This is a genomic window from Streptomyces sp. NPDC048270, assembly GCF_040652335.1.
Classification (GTDB): Bacteria; Actinomycetota; Actinomycetes; order Streptomycetales; family Streptomycetaceae; genus Streptomyces.
On the sequence record NZ_JBEZLV010000022.1, the window covers coordinates 119005 to 133470 of the forward strand.

Genomic DNA, 14466 nt, shown 5'->3' on the forward strand with positions numbered 1-14466 from the left:
ATGCGGATCGAAGTGATCAGGACGGGCGGTTTCGCGGGCATCGAGCGCCGGGCCGAGGTGGACACCTCGGGCCGGCCGGACGAGGCCGAGTGGCGGGCCCTGGCCCTGCTGGCCCTGCGGCCCGCCGCACCCGGCGGCGGGGGCGGACCGGTGCGGGACGGCTTCTCCTACCGGATCACGGTGGACGGACGGACGGTGGCCTGCCAGGAGCCGGACCTGTCGCAGGCGCAGCGGGCGCTGGTCTCGCGGGTCCTGAAGGAGGGCGCCTGAGCGGGCGGGCCACAACCCGGATGCCCGGGCCCCGCCCCTTTGCTTGGATGTCCGGATGACCGACCACATGATCGATCCGATGCTGTCCGAGCTGGAGCGCTACTACGACGCGGTGCCGCGGGTGGGCGGGGCGCGGGCCGAGGACTTCGGGCCGCTGACCCTGTTCGTCCAGGAGGGCGCGGGCTGGCAGTACTACGCGCGGCCCGCGCTCGGCGGCGCGGCCGCGGCCGGCGCCGCCGACGTGCAGCGGGTGCTGGCCCGGCAGCGGGAGCTGAAGGTCCCCGAGTCCTTCGAGTGGGTGGCCGAGACCACTCCCTCGCTGCGGGGCGCCGTGGAGGCGGCGGGACTGCACGTCCACGCACATCCGCTGATGGTCCTGGACCCGGCCGCGGTACCGGCCCCCGCGCATCCGGAGGTGCGGCTGCTCGGCGCGGACGACCCGCTGCTCACGGCGGCGGTGACGGTCCCGGCGCTGGCCTTCGGGGCTCCCGGGACGGCGGTGGGCGAGGCGGGGCCGGCGGAGCTGGCGGCGGCCGCGGCCGCTCCGGAGGCGGCGGAGCGCCGGGCCCGGGTGTCCGGAATGATCGCTTCGGGCCGTACCGCCATGGCGGCGGCCGTGCGGGACGGCGTGGTGCTGTGCGCGGGGCAGTACAACCCGGTGGGGGACGTGGCCGAGGTGGTCGGCGTCGGCACGTTGCCGGCGGCCCGCCGCCAGGGCCTGGCCCTCGGGGTCACCGCGGCCCTGGTGGCGCGGGCGCGCGAGCGCGGTGCCCGTACGGTCTTCCTCTCCGCGGGGGACGAGGACGTGGCCCGCGTCTACGCACGGGCCGGCTTCCGGCGGGTGGCCACGGCATTGATCGCGGAGCCGTCCGCCTGACGGCCCGGCGGGGTTGCCGGAACGGCAAGGATATTTGCCCGTCCGGATGGTATCGGCGCAGCATCGGCCGTATCGGCAGACCCTCCCCCAGCCACCGCCGGGGGACTCCCATGGAAGAGGCCACCATGTCCGACCACCACCACTCCCACCAGCAGCAGGAACCCGCCGCGGGCGAGGAGTTCTGGGACGCCCGCTACAGCGAGAGCGACCGCATCTGGAGCGGCAGGCCCAATGAGGTCCTGGTCCGCGAGGCGGCGGGCCTCACCCCCGGCCGCGCCCTCGACATCGGCTGCGGCGAAGGGGCCGACGCGGTGTGGCTGGCCCGGCAGGGCTGGCACGTCACCGGCACCGACATCTCCGGGGTGGCCCTGGAGCGGGCGGCTCGGCACGCCGAGGAGGCGGAGCTCGCCGGCCGCATCGAGTGGCAGCGGCACGACCTCGCGGAGTCCTTCCCCGCCGGGGAGTTCGACCTGGTCTCCGCATGCTTCCTGCACTCCTACGGGGACTTCCCGCGCGAGCGGATCCTGCGCACAGCCGCCGCGGCCGTGGCCCCCGGCGGGGTCCTGCTGATCGCGGGCCACGCGGGCGGGCCCTCGTGGGACCCGGACAAGCACGCGGAGATCCACTTCCCGACCCCGGACGAGGTCCTGGCACAGCTGGAACTGCCCGGGGGGAGCTGGGAGGTCCTGCTGGCCGAGGCGTACGACCAGACCATGACCGGCCCCGACGGCCGGCCCGCCACCCGTCCCGACAACGCGCTGAAGGTCCGCCGGCTGCGCTAGGCCGTCTCTTTCGGATCCTGCCGGCCGTCTCCGGCCGGCGCCCCGGCGGCTGGGGTCAAAAGCCCAGCCGCCCCGGCGGCCGGGGTCAGAAGCCCAGCTTGCGCAGCTGCTTGGGATCCCGCTGCCAGTCCTTGGCGACCTTCACGTGGAGGTCCAGGAAGACCGGGGTCCCGAGCAGCGCCTCGATGTGCTTGCGCGACTTCATCCCGACCTCCTTCAGGCGGGCGCCCTTCGGGCCGATGATGATGCCCTTCTGGCTCGGCCGCTCGATGTAGACGTTGGCGTGGATGTCGAGCAGCGGCCGGTCCGCCGGACGGTTCTCCCGCGGGATCATCTCCTCGACGACCACGGCGATGGAGTGCGGGAGCTCGTCGCGTACGCCTTCGAGCGCGGCCTCGCGGATCAGCTCGGCGACCATGACCATCTCGGGCTCGTCGGTGAGGTCGCCCTCGGGGTACAGCGGCGGGCTCTCCGGCAGCAGCGGCGCGATCAGGTCGGCCAGCAGCTGGACCTGGCTGTCGCCGACGGCGGAGACGGGCACGATCTCGGCCCACTCGAAGCCCAGCTCCTCGGCGAGCTGGTGGACGGCGATGAGCTGCTCGCCCACCACCTTGGACTCGACCAGGTCGGTCTTGGTGATGATGGCGATCTTGGGGGTCTTCTTGATCCCCGCGAGCTCCTTGGCGATGAACTTGTCGCCGGGGCCGAGCTTCTGGTCGGCGGGCAGGCAGAAGCCGATGACGTCGACCTCGGCCCAGGTGGTGCGCACGATGTCGTTGAGGCGCTCGCCGAGCAGCGTGCGCGGCTTGTGCAGGCCGGGCGTGTCGACGAGGACGAGCTGGGCGTCGGGGCGGTGCACGATGCCGCGGACGGTGTGGCGGGTGGTCTGCGGCCGGTTGGAGGTGATCGCGACCTTGGTGCCCACGAGTGCGTTGGTGAGGGTCGACTTGCCCGCATTGGGGCGGCCGACGAAGCAGGCGAAGCCCGCACGGTGCGGGCTGGTGGACTCGGGGGAACGATCGCTCATACGGGCCATTCTCCCCGATGCGGCCCCCAGCGCCGACCAGCCCGCGGCCGCGAGGAGGCTCCCGGCCGCGAGGAGGGTGCCGAGGAAGGGGTGCGCGGCGTAGGCGGCACGGCCCTGAGCTGTGGTTCCGCCATCCGCGGCGCGCACCGTCACCTCCGCGTGTTCCGCTGCGGGCGGGTCCTCCCAGCGGGCGTGGAGCCGGACTTCCTGACCGGGCAGGAGTTCGGCGGGCAGGCCGGTGAGGGCCGGTCCGGCCAGCGGCCTTCCGAGGGCCCCGGAGGCGGTGGCGGCGGCGCGCGGGCGGAGGGTGACGTTGCCGATGTTGTGGAGCGTGTACGCGACCCGCGCGCCGGAGCCCTGCCGGTGGACGGAGACGTCCCGGACGACGAGGGCGGGGGCGGTCGGGCCGGTCACCCGCAGGTACACGCGGGCGGCGACGGCCTGCTGGACTCCGATGCCCTGGGCCGTGGCGGCGGGCCGGTCCTCCAGGGCCACGACGGCTCCCGGGTGGTCCCCGGGTTCCGCCCGGTCGGGGACGGTCAGGGTGAAGGCGACGCTGACCGAGCCGCGGGCCGGCACGGTGACCCGCTCCCGCTCGAGCTCCGCCCACGCGGCGGCGGCCAGCCGCGGCTCTTCGGGGCCGCGGACCGCGAAGCCGCCGTCCCGGGGGGTGTTGTAGGCATCGGCGGCGTAGAGCCGGAAGGTGCGGGGGCGGTCGGTGCGGTTGGCGACGGTCACGGAGTCGGTGACGGACTGGCCGGGGGCGGCGGCGAGGTAGAAGTAGGGCCGCTGGCCGACGGTGTTGGCGGCGGGGAGCACGGACCACTGGCCGTTGTCCGCGGCCTGCGCCGTCCCGGCGGGGGCGAGGAGCACGGCGGCGAGCGCGGCCGCGGCCGCCGCCGCGCGGGGCCACGTCCCGCCCCGGCGCTTCACGACAGGGTCAGGGTCAGGACCGCCGCGTACGCGCCCGGCGGGGTGTAGCGCGGGACCTGCAGGGTGACCGCGGCGTCGACGGTGAAGGTGCCGCCGGCCCGCTCCGCGTCGGGTGTGGAGGCCAGCACCGCGCCTTCGGGGCCGACCGCGCCCGCGCTGCCCGCCGCACAGGGGCTCGGGCTGCCCGCCTCGGCGGTGCAGGAGGGGGTCCAGGAAAGGGAGGCGCCGGGGATGCGGACCCCGCCCGGTCCGGTGAAGTCGGTGACCTTGCCGGTCAGGGTCCAGCCGACCGGGCCGCCGCGGGCGTCCTTGACGGTGACGGTCCCGATCCGGCCGGGCGCGGCCCCGCCGTCTCCGTACGGGACGGCGCCCAGGGTGATCTCCTGGCCGGCCTGGGTCATGCCGAGGGCGCCCGGCTCGACGGTGGCGGTGAGCTTCTGGGTACCGGGGGCCGGCGGGGCGGCGTCGAGGACCGTGTAGGCGGCCGGGCCCGCGCCCCGTCCGGAGGTCCAGGCCGGGCCCTCGTAGGCGACGACCGCGGTGGTGGCCGGGTCGGTGACCGGCAGCTCCGCCCGGACCGTGCCGAGTTCGTCCGCGGTGGCGGCCACCCGGTCGGCGGTCTCGGCGGCGCCGGCCCGGCCGGCCAGTGTGACGGCCGCGCCCGGGGTGAAGCCGGCCCCGGTGACTTCGACCTTGCCACCGGGCTTCCCGTGCGCGGCGGCGAGCAGGACGTGGCGGAGGTTGGCCGTCGGCAGGGGGGTCGCGGTGAGGCGCTCGGAGACGGGGGCCGGGGCCGCGGCGGTGCACGCGGTGTCGAGGTCCAGCGGGTGGCCGGTGTGCAGGGTGTACGCACCGGGGGCCAGGGTGATCTCACCGGGCGCGGTGACGGTGAAGGTGCCCGTCATGGTGACGGCGGGCAGTGCGGCCCCGGCTGCCACGGGGCTGTTGCGCCGGGCTCCGACCACGGTGACCTCGCCGCTCTGGGCGCCCGCGAGCAGGACCCGCCCGGTCGGGGTCAGCGCGTCCGCCGGCAGTTCCCCGCCGGCCGGGTTGACTGCGGGGGTGGCGGCCACCCGGTAGGTCACGGTGACGGTGTCGCCGACCTGCGGGGCGGTGTCGTCGACGCTGATCCGGGCGCTGGTCGGCCCCTCGGCGGGCGGCAGTCCGGCCTCCTGCGGCGGCAGGCAGTGGGTCGGGAACTCCACCTGCCCGGGGAGTCCCACGGCCGCCGGTGCGTCCTCGGCGGCGGCCGGTGCGCTCAGCGCGCCCCCGGCCGCGGCCGCGAGTGCGGCGATGCCCACGGCCGCCGACCATCTGCTGCTGCGCGCCCCTGTCCGCACTGCCCGCCCCCTGCGCTCCGTCGCCCCGACCGGGGGCCATTGACGAGCGGGCGGCGGAAGAAGTCAAGGCGCGGGTCCGGCACCGTCTGATGGCCCATCAGGAGATGTCAGGGAGGGGAGGGCGCAGGGAGGGCGCGGCGGCCGCCTCCCGGAACGTGCGCCGGTAGGCCGTGGGGCTCACCCCCAGCGCCGCCTGCACGTGCTTGCGCAGCGACTGCGCGGTTCCGAAGCCCGCCTCCCGCGCCACCCGCTCCATCGGCAGTTCCGTCCGCTCGAGCAGCCTCCGGGCCCGCTCCATCCGCTGGCCGAGGATCCACTGGCCGGGACTGACCCCCGACTCCTCCCGGAACCGGCGCGTGAAGGTCCGTACGGACACGGCCTCCTGGCGGGCCAGGTCGGTCAGCCGCAGCGGTTCGTGCAGCCGGTCCAGCACCCAGGCGCGGACCGCCGCGGTGCTGGCGAGCTGCGGCTCCGGCATCGGCCGCTCGATGAACTGCGCCTGCCCGCCGTCCCGGTGCGGCGGTACGACGGTCCGCCGGGCCACTTCGTTCGCGACGGCCGCGCCGTGGTCGCGGCGCACGATGTGCAGGCACAGGTCGATTCCGGCGGCGACTCCGGCGGAGGTGAGCACGTCCCCGTCGTCGGTGTAGAGCACGTCCGGGTCGACCCGGACGGCCGGGAACATCTCCTGGAAGTGTGCGGCGGAGGCCCAGTGGGTGGTGGCGCGGCGGCCGTCGAGGTACCCCGCGGCGGCGAGCACGTAGCCGCCGGTGCAGATGGAGACGAGCCGGGTGCCGGGCCGGATGTGGGCGAGGGCTCCGGCGAGCTCCTCGGTCAGCCGGCCGTGCTCGTGGACCGGCCCGAGCTCGTACGAGGCGGGCACGACCACGGTGTCCGCGGTGGCCAACAGCTCCGGGCCGTGCTCGACGTGGACCGCGAAGTCGGCGTCGGTCGGCACCGGGCCGGGGGCGAGTGCGCAGGTCAGGATCGCGTACAGGGGTCGCCCGGCCGGATCCTTGGCGCGGCCGAAGATCCGGTGGGGGATGCCGAGCTCGAAGGGGAGCAGCCCGGCGAGGGCGAGGACGACGATGCGGTGGGGCTGGGCTGGCGGCTCCATGGCCCGATCATATCGAAGCGTGACAGTCAGGCCACTGTCGTGCGCGAGCCCGTGCACCGGAAGCTGGCCGGGTGACACAGACAGCCTCCGCCCCCACGGCGGGCCCGCGCACTCCCCGGCGAACCGGGCGCGTCCACCGCGCCTGGTTCGTCGCGGCCGTCGCCTTCGTGACGATCATCGGCTCCGCCGCCTTCGCCTCCCTGCCCGGGCTGCTCATCGAGCCGCTGCACGAGGAGTTCGACTGGTCGCGCGGCACGATCGGCTTCGCGGTCTCCGTCAACCTCGCGCTGTACGGGCTCACCGCCCCGTTCGCGGCCGCCCTGATGGACCGTTTCGGCATCCGCCGGATCGTGGCCCTGGCCCTGCTGGTCATCGCCGGCGGCTCGGTCGCCACGGTCTGGATGACCGCGGCGTGGCAGCTGGTGCTGTTCTGGGGCGTCCTGGTGGGCCTGGGCAGCGGCTCGATGGCCCTGGCCTTCGCGGCGACGGTGACCAACCGGTGGTTCACCGCCCGGCGCGGCCTGGTCACCGGCATCCTGACCGCGGCCGGGGCCTCCGGCCAGCTGGTCTTCCTGCCGCTGCTGTCCTGGCTGGTGGAGGACCACGGCTGGCGCCCGGCGGCGGTCACGGTCTCGCTCACCGCGCTCGCGGTGGTCCCCTTCGTGTGGCTGCTGCTGCGCGACCACCCGGCGGACGTGGGCCTGGCGCCGTACGGGGGCACCTACGCGCCGAAGCCCGCGCCGGTGCAGGGTGCCGCCCGCAGGGCGGTCGCCGTCCTGTTCAAGGCGGCCCGGACCGGCCCCTTCTGGCTGCTGGCGGGCACCTTCGCGATCTGCGGGGCCTCCACGAACGGCCTGGTCAAGACGCACTTCGTACCGGCGGCCCACGACCACGGCATGCCGGTGACGGCGGCGGCCGGGCTGCTGGCGGTGATCGGCGTCTTCGACGTGGTCGGGACCGTGGCGTCGGGCTGGTTCACCGACCGCTTCGAGGCGCGGCGGCTGCTGGCGGTCTACTACGCGCTGCGCGGGGTCTCGCTGCTCTTCCTGCCGATGCTGCTGGCGCCGGCCGTGCACCCGCCGATGATCTTCTTCATCGTCTTCTACGGCCTGGACTGGGTGGCGACCGTCCCGCCGACCATCGCCCTGTGCCGCGAGCACTACGGGGAGGACGGGGCGATCCTCTTCGGCTGGGTGCTGGCCTCGCACCAGGTGGGTGCGGCGGCCGTGGCCTTCATGGGCGGTCTGGCCCGGGACGTCTTCGGCTCGTACGACGTCGTCTGGTACGCCTCGGGCGCGCTGTGCGCCATGGCGGCGCTGATGTCGATGGTCATCCGGCGCCGCCCGGCTCCGGCCGCGACGGGTGTCCCGGCCGGAGCGTAGGACGCCGGGCGTCAGCCCGCGGGGGTGGTGGACTTCAGGCTGCCGTCCGGCCCCGCCAGGAGCACCGGGGTGTCCGGGCCGCCCAGGTCGCGGACGGCGGCGCGGTCCGCGTCGGCCGGGGTGTCGGCGGAGCTGACCACGGCGGCGGCCTCGAGCGACCGGGCCCCGCTGGCCACGGCCATCGCGACGGCGGTCTGCAGCGCGCTCAGCTTCAGGGAGTCCAGCTCCACCGTGCCGGCGACGTAGGTGCGGCCCGTCTCGTCGCGCACCGCCGCGCCCTCCGGCACTCCGTTGCGGGCCCGGGCGCTGCGCGCCAGCGTGATGATCTTGCTGTCCTCGGGGTCGATCCCGGTGGTGTCGGTCATGGGCGAAGCATAGGGAGCGCCTGGGCGGGGGCGTACGACGGCCCCGCCCAGGCGCCCTCCCCTCCGCTCCCCCGGTCCCCCCGGACTCAGGGACAAACCTAGGTGCGGAATGGGGGGTTCCTATGATCCGAAGGTCCCGAGAGCCCGTGACCTTCGTCCTTGATCGATCAACCCCGGCCGGGCCATGTCACGGCCGGTCGAGCCGCAGCCGCTCCGCCTTGGGCAGGCCCGCCACGACCAGGTCGTAGGAGTCCTCCACGAGCTCGCGGACCAGCGCGTCCGGCAGGCCGCCGGGCCCGCCCGCGGTCACCGTGTTCCAGTGCCGCTTGTTCATGTGGTAGCCCGGCACGACCGCCTCGTGCTCCGCACGCAGCCGCACCGCCGACTCCGGCTCGCACTTGAGGTTGACCTTCAGCGGCTCCGCGTCCAGCGCCGAGAGCGCGAACACCTTGCCCAGCACCTTGAAGACCGAGGTCTCCGGGGTGAACGGGAACTCCTCCACCGCCGCGTTGAAGCCCAGGCAGAACTCCCGCAGCTGCGCCGGGGTCACTCCCCCTCCTCCCCCGCGGCTTCCACCGCGGCCACCACCGGCTCCACCAGCACCGTCACGATCTTGTTCCGCCGCCCGGCCGGGGACTCGGCCGTCAGCCGCAGCGGACGCCCGTCCGGCAGCTCCACCAGCGCCGAGGCACCCGCGATGGGCACCCGGCCCAGCGCCTTCGCCAGCAGGCCGCCGACCGTCTCCACGTCCTCGTCGTCGAAGGCCTCGACCTTGAACAGCTCGCCGAGGTCGGTGATGTCGAGGCGCGCCGTGACCCGGTAGCGGTCCTCGCCCAGGTCCTCGACGGGCGGCAGCTCCCGGTCGTACTCGTCGGTGATCTCCCCGACGATCTCCTCCAGGATGTCCTCGATCGTGACGATCCCGGCCGTGCCGCCGTACTCGTCGATGACGACCGCCACGTGGTTGCGCACCTGCTGCATCTCGCGCAGCAGGTCTCCCGCGTTCTTGGTGTCCGGCACGAAGACCGCCGGCCGCATCACCGTGGAGACCAGGTCGGACTCCGCCTCCCGGCTGATGTGGGTCTTGCGGACCAGGTCCTTCAGATAGACGATGCCGACGATGTCGTCCTCGTTCTCCCCGGTCACCGGGATGCGCGAGAAGCCGGAGCGCAGCGCGAGCGTGGTCGCCTGACGGACCGTCTTGTACCGCTCGATGCACACCAGGTCGGTGCGCGGCACCATCACCTCGCGCACCAGGGTGTCGCCGAGCTCGAAGACCTGGTGCACCATCCGGCGCTCGTCGTCCTCGATCAGCGATTCCCGTTCCGCGAGGTCCACCATCGCGCGCAGTTCGGCCTCGGAGGCGAACGGCCCCTTGCGGAAGCCCTTCCCGGGCGTGAGCGCGTTGCCGATGAGGATCAGCAGCTGCGGGATCGGCCCCATCACCCGCGCGAGCGGTACGAGGACGTACGCGGCCGCCGTCGCGGTGTTCAGCGGGTGCTGGCGGCCGATCGTGCGCGGGGACACGCCCACGGCGACGAAGGAGACCAGCACCATCACCGCGATGGCCACGAGCAGCGCGGTCCAGGTCTCCCCGAACTCGCCGAGGCAGACGTAGGTGACGAGGACGCCGGCCGCCATCTCGCAGGTGACCCGGACCAGCAGCGCCACGTTGAGGTAGCGGGTGGGGTCGCCGGCCACCTGCGCCAGCTTCTCGCTGCCGCGCCGGCCCTCCCGTACGGCCTGCTCGGCGCGGAAGCTCGAGATGCGGGCGATGCCGGACTCGGCGCAGGCCGCGAACCAGGCCACGACCACCAGCAGGACCGCGCCGGTGATCAGTTGCGGGGCGTTCACGAGACGGTGGGTGCCGGGGACGGACCGGTCATGCCGCGGTCGGCCCGCCAGCCGTCGACGATCGCCGCCTGCAGGCCGAACATCTCGGCCTTCTCGTCGGGCTCCTCGTGGTCGTACCCGAGCAGGTGCAGCACCCCGTGGACGGTCAGGAGCTGGAGCTCCTCGTCCATGGAGTGCTGCGTCGGGGCGTCCTCGCCCTGCTTCTTGGCGACCTCGGGGCAGAGCACGATGTCACCGAGGAGCCCCTGCGGGGGCTCCTCGTCGTCCTTCGCCGGCGGACGGAGCTCGTCCATCGGAAAGGACATGACGTCGGTGGGTCCGGGCAGGTCCATCCACTGGATGTGGAGCTGCTCCATGGCGTCCTCGTCGATGACGATGACGGAGAGCTCCGAGAGCGGGTGGATCCGCATCCGGGTGAGCGCGTAGCGGGCGATGTCGAGGATCGCCTGCTCGTCGACCTCGGTTCCGGACTCGTTGTTGACGTCGATCGACATGGTGCGCTGGGTTCTACTTCCGCTGGTGGCCGTTCGCGGCCTGCTGGCTGTCGTCGTACTTCTCGTACGCGTCGACGATACGGCCGACCAGCTTGTGGCGGACGACATCCTCGGACGTGAGCCGCGAGAAGTGGATGTCCGGAACCCCTTCGAGGATCGACTGGACCTGGCGCAGGCCGCTCTTGGTGCCGCCCGGGAGGTCGACCTGCGTGATGTCACCGGTGATGACGATCTTCGAATCGAACCCGAGCCGGGTCAGGAACATCTTCATCTGCTCCGGGCTCGTGTTCTGCGCCTCGTCGAGGACGACGAACGCCTCGTTGAGGGTGCGGCCGCGCATGTACGCCAGCGGGGCCACCTCGATGGTCCCGGCGGCCATCAGCCGCGGGATCGAGTCCGGGTCCAGCATGTCGTGCAGCGCGTCGTAGAGCGGGCGCAGGTACGGGTCGATCTTGTCGAAGAGGGTGCCCGGCAGGAAGCCGAGCCGCTCTCCCGCCTCGACCGCGGGCCGGGTCAGGATGATCCGGCTGACCTGCTTGGACTGCAGGGCCTGGACCGCCTTGGCCATGGCGAGGTAGGTCTTGCCCGTACCGGCGGGGCCGATGCCGAACACGATCGTGTTCTTGTCGATGGCGTCGACGTACCGCTTCTGGTTGAGGGTCTTGGGCCGGATCGTGCGGCCCCGGCTGGAGAGGATGTTCTGGGTGAGCACCTCGGCCGGAGTCTCCTCCGGGCCGCCCTCCTGGCCGTTGCCGCTCGCCTTCAGCATGGCGATCGAGCGTTCCACTGCGTCCTCCGTCATCGGCTGCCCGGTGCGGAGCACCAGCATCATCTCGTCGAACAGGCGCTGGATCAGGGCGACTTCCGCCGCTGCCCCGATCGCGCTGACCTGGTTGCCCCGAACATGGATGTCGGCCTTCGGAAAGGCCTTCTCGATCACGCGCAACAGGGCGTCACCGGAACCGAGCACCGTCACCATCGGGTGCGTGGCCGGAACGGTGAAGTGGGCTCGCGCCTGGCCCGGCGCTGGGATGTGGGCTGTCGGTGTCTGAGTCATGGGCCGGCACTGTGGCCTGCGCATACCTCCCGCTGAGGGGCCGCGCCGATCGACGACCTCCGGAATACCAAGCGTACGTCGCCGCCGGGGCATCCCCGAGGGGTTTTCCACCGGCATTCGACCGGCGGGGCCCCGGGGGCGGGCCGGCGGCCTAGTGCTGTGACCGCAAAGGTTCACCGGGTCGCGACGCCCGGCAGCACTAGGCGGAGTGCCGGAAGCCGATGGTGGGCACCGCGCGGCGCCGGGCCGCCGGGGTCGCCGCGGGCGGGATCAGGTCGTCCAGGAAGGCGTAGCGGCCGCGCAGCCCGGCCGGGGCCGAGCGCCACCAGTGGGCCACCTCCGGCCAGCCGGGGGCCGAGAGGGAGCCGCCGAACTCCTGCACCGACAGGGCCGCCGTCAGCCCCGCGAAGGCGAGGCGGTCCGCCAGCGGCCAGCCCGCCAGGGTGCCGGTGAGGAAGCCCGCCACGTAGACGTCGCCCGCGCCGGTCGGGTCCAGCTCGTCCACCGTGATCCCCGGGACGTGGGCCGTCTCGCCCGTCCGCCCGTCCACGGCGTACGAGCCCTCCGGGCCCATCGTCACCACCGCGATCGGCACCCGCTCGGCCAGCGCCCGGGCGGCCGCGCGCGGACACTCGGTCCGGGTGTAGCGCATGGCCTCGCCCGCGTTCGGCAGGAAGGCCTCGCAGTGCTCCAGGTCGGCCAGGGCCCCCAGGTCCCACTGGCCGCTCTCGTCCCAGCCCACGTCCGCGAAGACCCGCGCGCCGCGGCGGGCCGCCTCCGCGATCCACGGCTCGCCCCGGCCGGGGCCGAGCGCGGCCACGGCGGCCCGGGCCCGCGGCGGGCACTGCGGGAAGGGGGCGGGTCCGGCCGGCGGGGGCGCCTCGTGGCCGTGCGAGACCATCGTGCGCTCGCCCTCGTAGGCCATCGAGACGGTGACGGGGCTGTGCCAGCCGGGGATCGTCCGCGACATGGACAGGTCGATGCCCTCGCCCTGTTCGAGGGCGTCCCAGCAGTACTCCCCGTAGTGGTCGTCGCCGAACGCCGCGGCGAGCGAGGTGCGCAGGCCGAGCCGGGCCAGGGCGGTGGCCATGTTGGCGACGCCGCCGGGGCTGGAGCCCATGCCCCGGGCCCAGGACTCGGTACCGCGCACCGGGGCCGAGTCGAGGCCGGTGAAGATGATGTCGAGGAAGACCGTGCCGGTCAGGAAGACGTCGCAGGCGGGCTCCTGGGGGTTGCGCAGCGGACCGAGCGGGTCCACCGCTGCCGCACTGCTGTCGACGTTGTCCCGACTGGTCACGGTGTACTCCCCGTTGGCTTGAAGGGTCGTTTCTTCCAGAGGGTTTTCGGTGCGATGGTTTGCGGTGGAAAGATGCCAGCCATGCCCAGCCGGCACGAGCCCAAACACAGTGTGTCGCAGATCACTACAGGAATGCTCTTTTCCTGCTCTCGGGCCGCTTGATAAACAGGGGCCCCGCTCACTCCGCGGCGACGCCCCGCATCACCCGCACCACCTGGAACGCACGTGCCCGACCGCACCCCCGCGCCGCTCTCCGAGCCGCCCGCGGCGCTGCCCGCCGCCTGGCCCCTGGTGGCCCTCTTCACGGCCGGCTACCTCGCCCCGTACCTCCTGCCGACGGTAGTGGGACGGCTCGACGCCCATCTGCCGCTCAGCCCCGCACAGGCCGGCCTGATCGGCACCGCCCTGCTGCTCGGCTCCGCCGCGGCCGGCTTCACCCTGGCCTCCCGCATCGGCCGGTACGGGCCCCGGCCCCTGGCCCGGCTCGGGCTGCTGCTGGCCGTCGCCGGATACGGCACGGCCGCCGCCGCCCCGCTGCTGCCGCTGGTCGTCGCCGGCGCGGTGGTCGGCGGCTTCGGCTCCGGAACCGCCACCGCCGTGGCCGCCGCCGGCATCGCCGGGCAGCGCGATCCGCACCGGGCCTCCGCGCTCGGGCTGCTGTCGGTGTCGGCGACCGCCGGGGCGCTCTACCTGACGCTGCCGCGGCTCGGGGGCGGCCACGGGCTGCCGTTCGCCGCGATCGCGCTGGTCGCGGCGCTGGTCTGGCCCGCCACCGGCCGGCTGGGCGGCTCCTCGGCTCCCGCGGTGACCGGGGTCGTCCCGGGCCGCCTTCCGTACCCGCGCGCCGGGGTGGTCCTGGCGGGCTCGCTGATGCTGTGGTCCCTCGCGCAGAACGCCCTGTGGGGGGTCAGCGGCCGGATCGGCACCCAGCAGGCGGGCCTCTCGGAGGTCACCCTCGGCGTGGTCTTCGCCGCGGCGCTCGGCGCGGGCCTGCTCGGGGTCACGGCCGCCTCCGCGCTCGGCTCGCGGCTGGGCCGGGCGGTCCCGATCGGGGTGGGGACGGCGGTGATCGCCTGCTGCGTGGCGGTGTCCTCCTCCGCCCGGAGCCTCGGAGGCTTCGCCGCAGGGGAGATCCTGTGGAACGCGCTCTACCCGGTGGTGCTCTCGTACGCGATCGGCCTCGCCGCGGCCCTGGACCCGCGCGGCCGCTGGGCGGTGCTGGCCGGGTCGGCGTCCTCCCTGGGCGTGGCCTGCGGGCCGGTCACCGGCAGCCTCCTCGCGGAGGCGGCGGGCTTCCCCGGCATGGGCCTGGCGCTGGGTGCGCTGCTGCTGGCCGTGGCCGGGCCGATGGCCGCGGTGGCGCTGCACGCGGGCGGCCGGCCGCTGACCGCCGGGTCGGTCCGGCGCCGCGGTGGCGCTCCGGCGGCCGTCCTCGCCGCCGGGGCGGGTGCGCCCTCCGGCACGATTCCGCGCGTCGGAGCCGAGGAACTCGCGGTCACCGAGATCCCGCTCCGCCGCCGGCCGCGCCGCATCCTGCTCCCGTCCCCGGCCTCCCGCCGCCGCTCCCGCACCCGCGTGTAGCCGCCGCGGCTCAAAGACCTGGGGCTCCGCCCCAGACCCCGCGCCTCAAACGCCGGCGGGGCTGGATCTGCCGGCCACTCCAGCCCCGCC

At 74.4% G+C, this 14466-nt stretch carries 14 protein-coding genes and 1 pseudogene; 5 read left to right on the forward strand and 10 right to left on the reverse strand.

The annotated features are described in order from the left end of the window. The 3 genes from AB0D66_RS20975 to AB0D66_RS20985 all read left to right on the forward strand — a co-directional run bounded on the left by AB0D66_RS20975 (window position 1) and on the right by AB0D66_RS20985 (window position 1929). Window positions 1–270, forward strand: coding sequence for a protealysin inhibitor emfourin (locus AB0D66_RS20975; protein WP_362305371.1), 270 nt, complete (start codon window positions 1–3; stop codon window positions 268–270). A gap of 55 nt (window positions 271–325) precedes the next feature. Next, window positions 326–1147 carry a GNAT family N-acetyltransferase gene (locus AB0D66_RS20980; RefSeq protein WP_362305374.1) on the forward strand — a complete coding sequence of 274 codons (822 nt, stop codon included), beginning with the start codon at window positions 326–328 and terminating at the stop codon, window positions 1145–1147. Between the two features lie 125 nt (window positions 1148–1272). Next, window positions 1273–1929, forward strand: coding sequence for a methyltransferase domain-containing protein (locus AB0D66_RS20985; protein ID WP_362305424.1), 657 nt, complete (start codon window positions 1273–1275; stop codon window positions 1927–1929). Window positions 1930–2014: 85 nt separating this feature from the next. Here AB0D66_RS20985 and era read toward each other — a convergent pair whose 3' ends face one another. The 4 genes and pseudogenes from era to AB0D66_RS21005 form a co-directional block, all read right to left on the reverse strand. Further along, on the reverse strand, window positions 2015–2965 hold the full coding sequence (gene era / locus AB0D66_RS20990) for a GTPase Era (protein ID WP_266945927.1): 951 nt from the start codon (window positions 2963–2965) through the stop codon (window positions 2015–2017). Between the two features lie 498 nt (window positions 2966–3463). Then, window positions 3464–3889, reverse strand: a pseudogene (locus AB0D66_RS20995) (DUF916 domain-containing protein); the annotation flags it as partial. Further along, window positions 3886–5184, reverse strand: a complete 1299-nt coding sequence (locus tag AB0D66_RS21000) for a beta-xylosidase (RefSeq protein ID WP_362305428.1) — start codon at window positions 5182–5184, stop codon at window positions 3886–3888. The pseudogene AB0D66_RS20995 and the gene AB0D66_RS21000, both read right to left, overlap by 4 nt. Before the next feature lie 142 nt (window positions 5185–5326). Beyond that, window positions 5327–6346 carry a helix-turn-helix domain-containing protein gene (locus AB0D66_RS21005; RefSeq protein WP_362305377.1) on the reverse strand — a complete coding sequence of 340 codons (1020 nt, stop codon included), beginning with the start codon at window positions 6344–6346 and terminating at the stop codon, window positions 5327–5329. Window positions 6347–6417: 71 nt separating this feature from the next. Here AB0D66_RS21005 and AB0D66_RS21010 point away from each other — a divergent pair, with 71 nt between their 5' ends. Then, on the forward strand, window positions 6418–7728 hold the full coding sequence (locus AB0D66_RS21010) for an MFS transporter (protein WP_362305380.1): 1311 nt from the start codon (window positions 6418–6420) through the stop codon (window positions 7726–7728). Window positions 7729–7739: 11 nt separating this feature from the next. On the opposite strand, the gene AB0D66_RS21015 is transcribed toward AB0D66_RS21010, so the two are convergent. The 6 genes from AB0D66_RS21015 to AB0D66_RS21040 all read right to left on the reverse strand — a co-directional run bounded on the left by AB0D66_RS21015 (window position 7740) and on the right by AB0D66_RS21040 (window position 12795). After that, window positions 7740–8093 carry a cytidine deaminase gene (locus AB0D66_RS21015; protein ID WP_362305383.1) on the reverse strand — a complete coding sequence of 118 codons (354 nt, stop codon included), beginning with the start codon at window positions 8091–8093 and terminating at the stop codon, window positions 7740–7742. Window positions 8094–8280: 187 nt separating this feature from the next. After that, window positions 8281–8643 carry an MmcQ/YjbR family DNA-binding protein gene (locus tag AB0D66_RS21020; protein ID WP_362305386.1) on the reverse strand — a complete coding sequence of 121 codons (363 nt, stop codon included), beginning with the start codon at window positions 8641–8643 and terminating at the stop codon, window positions 8281–8283. Next, on the reverse strand, window positions 8640–9947 hold the full coding sequence (locus AB0D66_RS21025; protein WP_362305389.1) for a hemolysin family protein: 1308 nt from the start codon (window positions 9945–9947) through the stop codon (window positions 8640–8642). The genes AB0D66_RS21020 and AB0D66_RS21025 overlap by 4 nt, the downstream gene beginning before the upstream one ends. Beyond that, a complete protein-coding gene (gene ybeY, locus AB0D66_RS21030; RefSeq protein ID WP_069920225.1) occupies window positions 9944–10441 on the reverse strand; it encodes an rRNA maturation RNase YbeY in 498 nt (165 codons plus the stop codon). Before ybeY ends, AB0D66_RS21025 begins: the two co-directional genes overlap by 4 nt. 13 nt (window positions 10442–10454) lie before the next feature. Next, the gene (locus AB0D66_RS21035) at window positions 10455–11498 is read right to left on the reverse strand and encodes a PhoH family protein (protein WP_362305391.1); all 1044 of its coding nucleotides are present in this window, start codon (window positions 11496–11498) and stop codon (window positions 10455–10457) included. Between the two features lie 199 nt (window positions 11499–11697). Continuing rightward, window positions 11698–12795 carry a PfkB family carbohydrate kinase gene (locus tag AB0D66_RS21040; protein ID WP_362305393.1) on the reverse strand — a complete coding sequence of 366 codons (1098 nt, stop codon included), beginning with the start codon at window positions 12793–12795 and terminating at the stop codon, window positions 11698–11700. A gap of 225 nt (window positions 12796–13020) precedes the next feature. Between AB0D66_RS21040 and AB0D66_RS21045 the strand changes: the two genes are divergently transcribed. Next, window positions 13021–14376 carry an MFS transporter gene (locus tag AB0D66_RS21045; RefSeq protein ID WP_362305396.1) on the forward strand — a complete coding sequence of 452 codons (1356 nt, stop codon included), beginning with the start codon at window positions 13021–13023 and terminating at the stop codon, window positions 14374–14376. Window positions 14377–14466: the final 90 nt, after the last annotated feature.

Bases quoted from the DNA above. Each gene is read 5' to 3' on its own strand.
- AB0D66_RS20975 (WP_362305371.1), top strand. From the start codon at position 1: ATGCGGATCGAAGTGATCAGGACGGGCGGTTTCGCGGGCATCGAGCGC.
- AB0D66_RS20980 (WP_362305374.1), top strand. From the start codon at position 326: ATGACCGACCACATGATCGATCCGATGCTGTCCGAGCTGGAGCGCTAC.
- AB0D66_RS20985 (WP_362305424.1), top strand. From the start codon at position 1,273: ATGTCCGACCACCACCACTCCCACCAGCAGCAGGAACCCGCCGCGGGC.
- era (WP_266945927.1), bottom strand. From the start codon at position 2,965: ATGGCCCGTATGAGCGATCGTTCCCCCGAGTCCACCAGCCCGCACCGT.
- AB0D66_RS21005 (WP_362305377.1), bottom strand. From the start codon at position 6,346: ATGGAGCCGCCAGCCCAGCCCCACCGCATCGTCGTCCTCGCCCTCGCC.
- AB0D66_RS21015 (WP_362305383.1), bottom strand. From the start codon at position 8,093: ATGACCGACACCACCGGGATCGACCCCGAGGACAGCAAGATCATCACG.
- ybeY (WP_069920225.1), bottom strand. From the start codon at position 10,441: ATGTCGATCGACGTCAACAACGAGTCCGGAACCGAGGTCGACGAGCAG.
- AB0D66_RS21035 (WP_362305391.1), bottom strand. From the start codon at position 11,498: ATGACTCAGACACCGACAGCCCACATCCCAGCGCCGGGCCAGGCGCGA.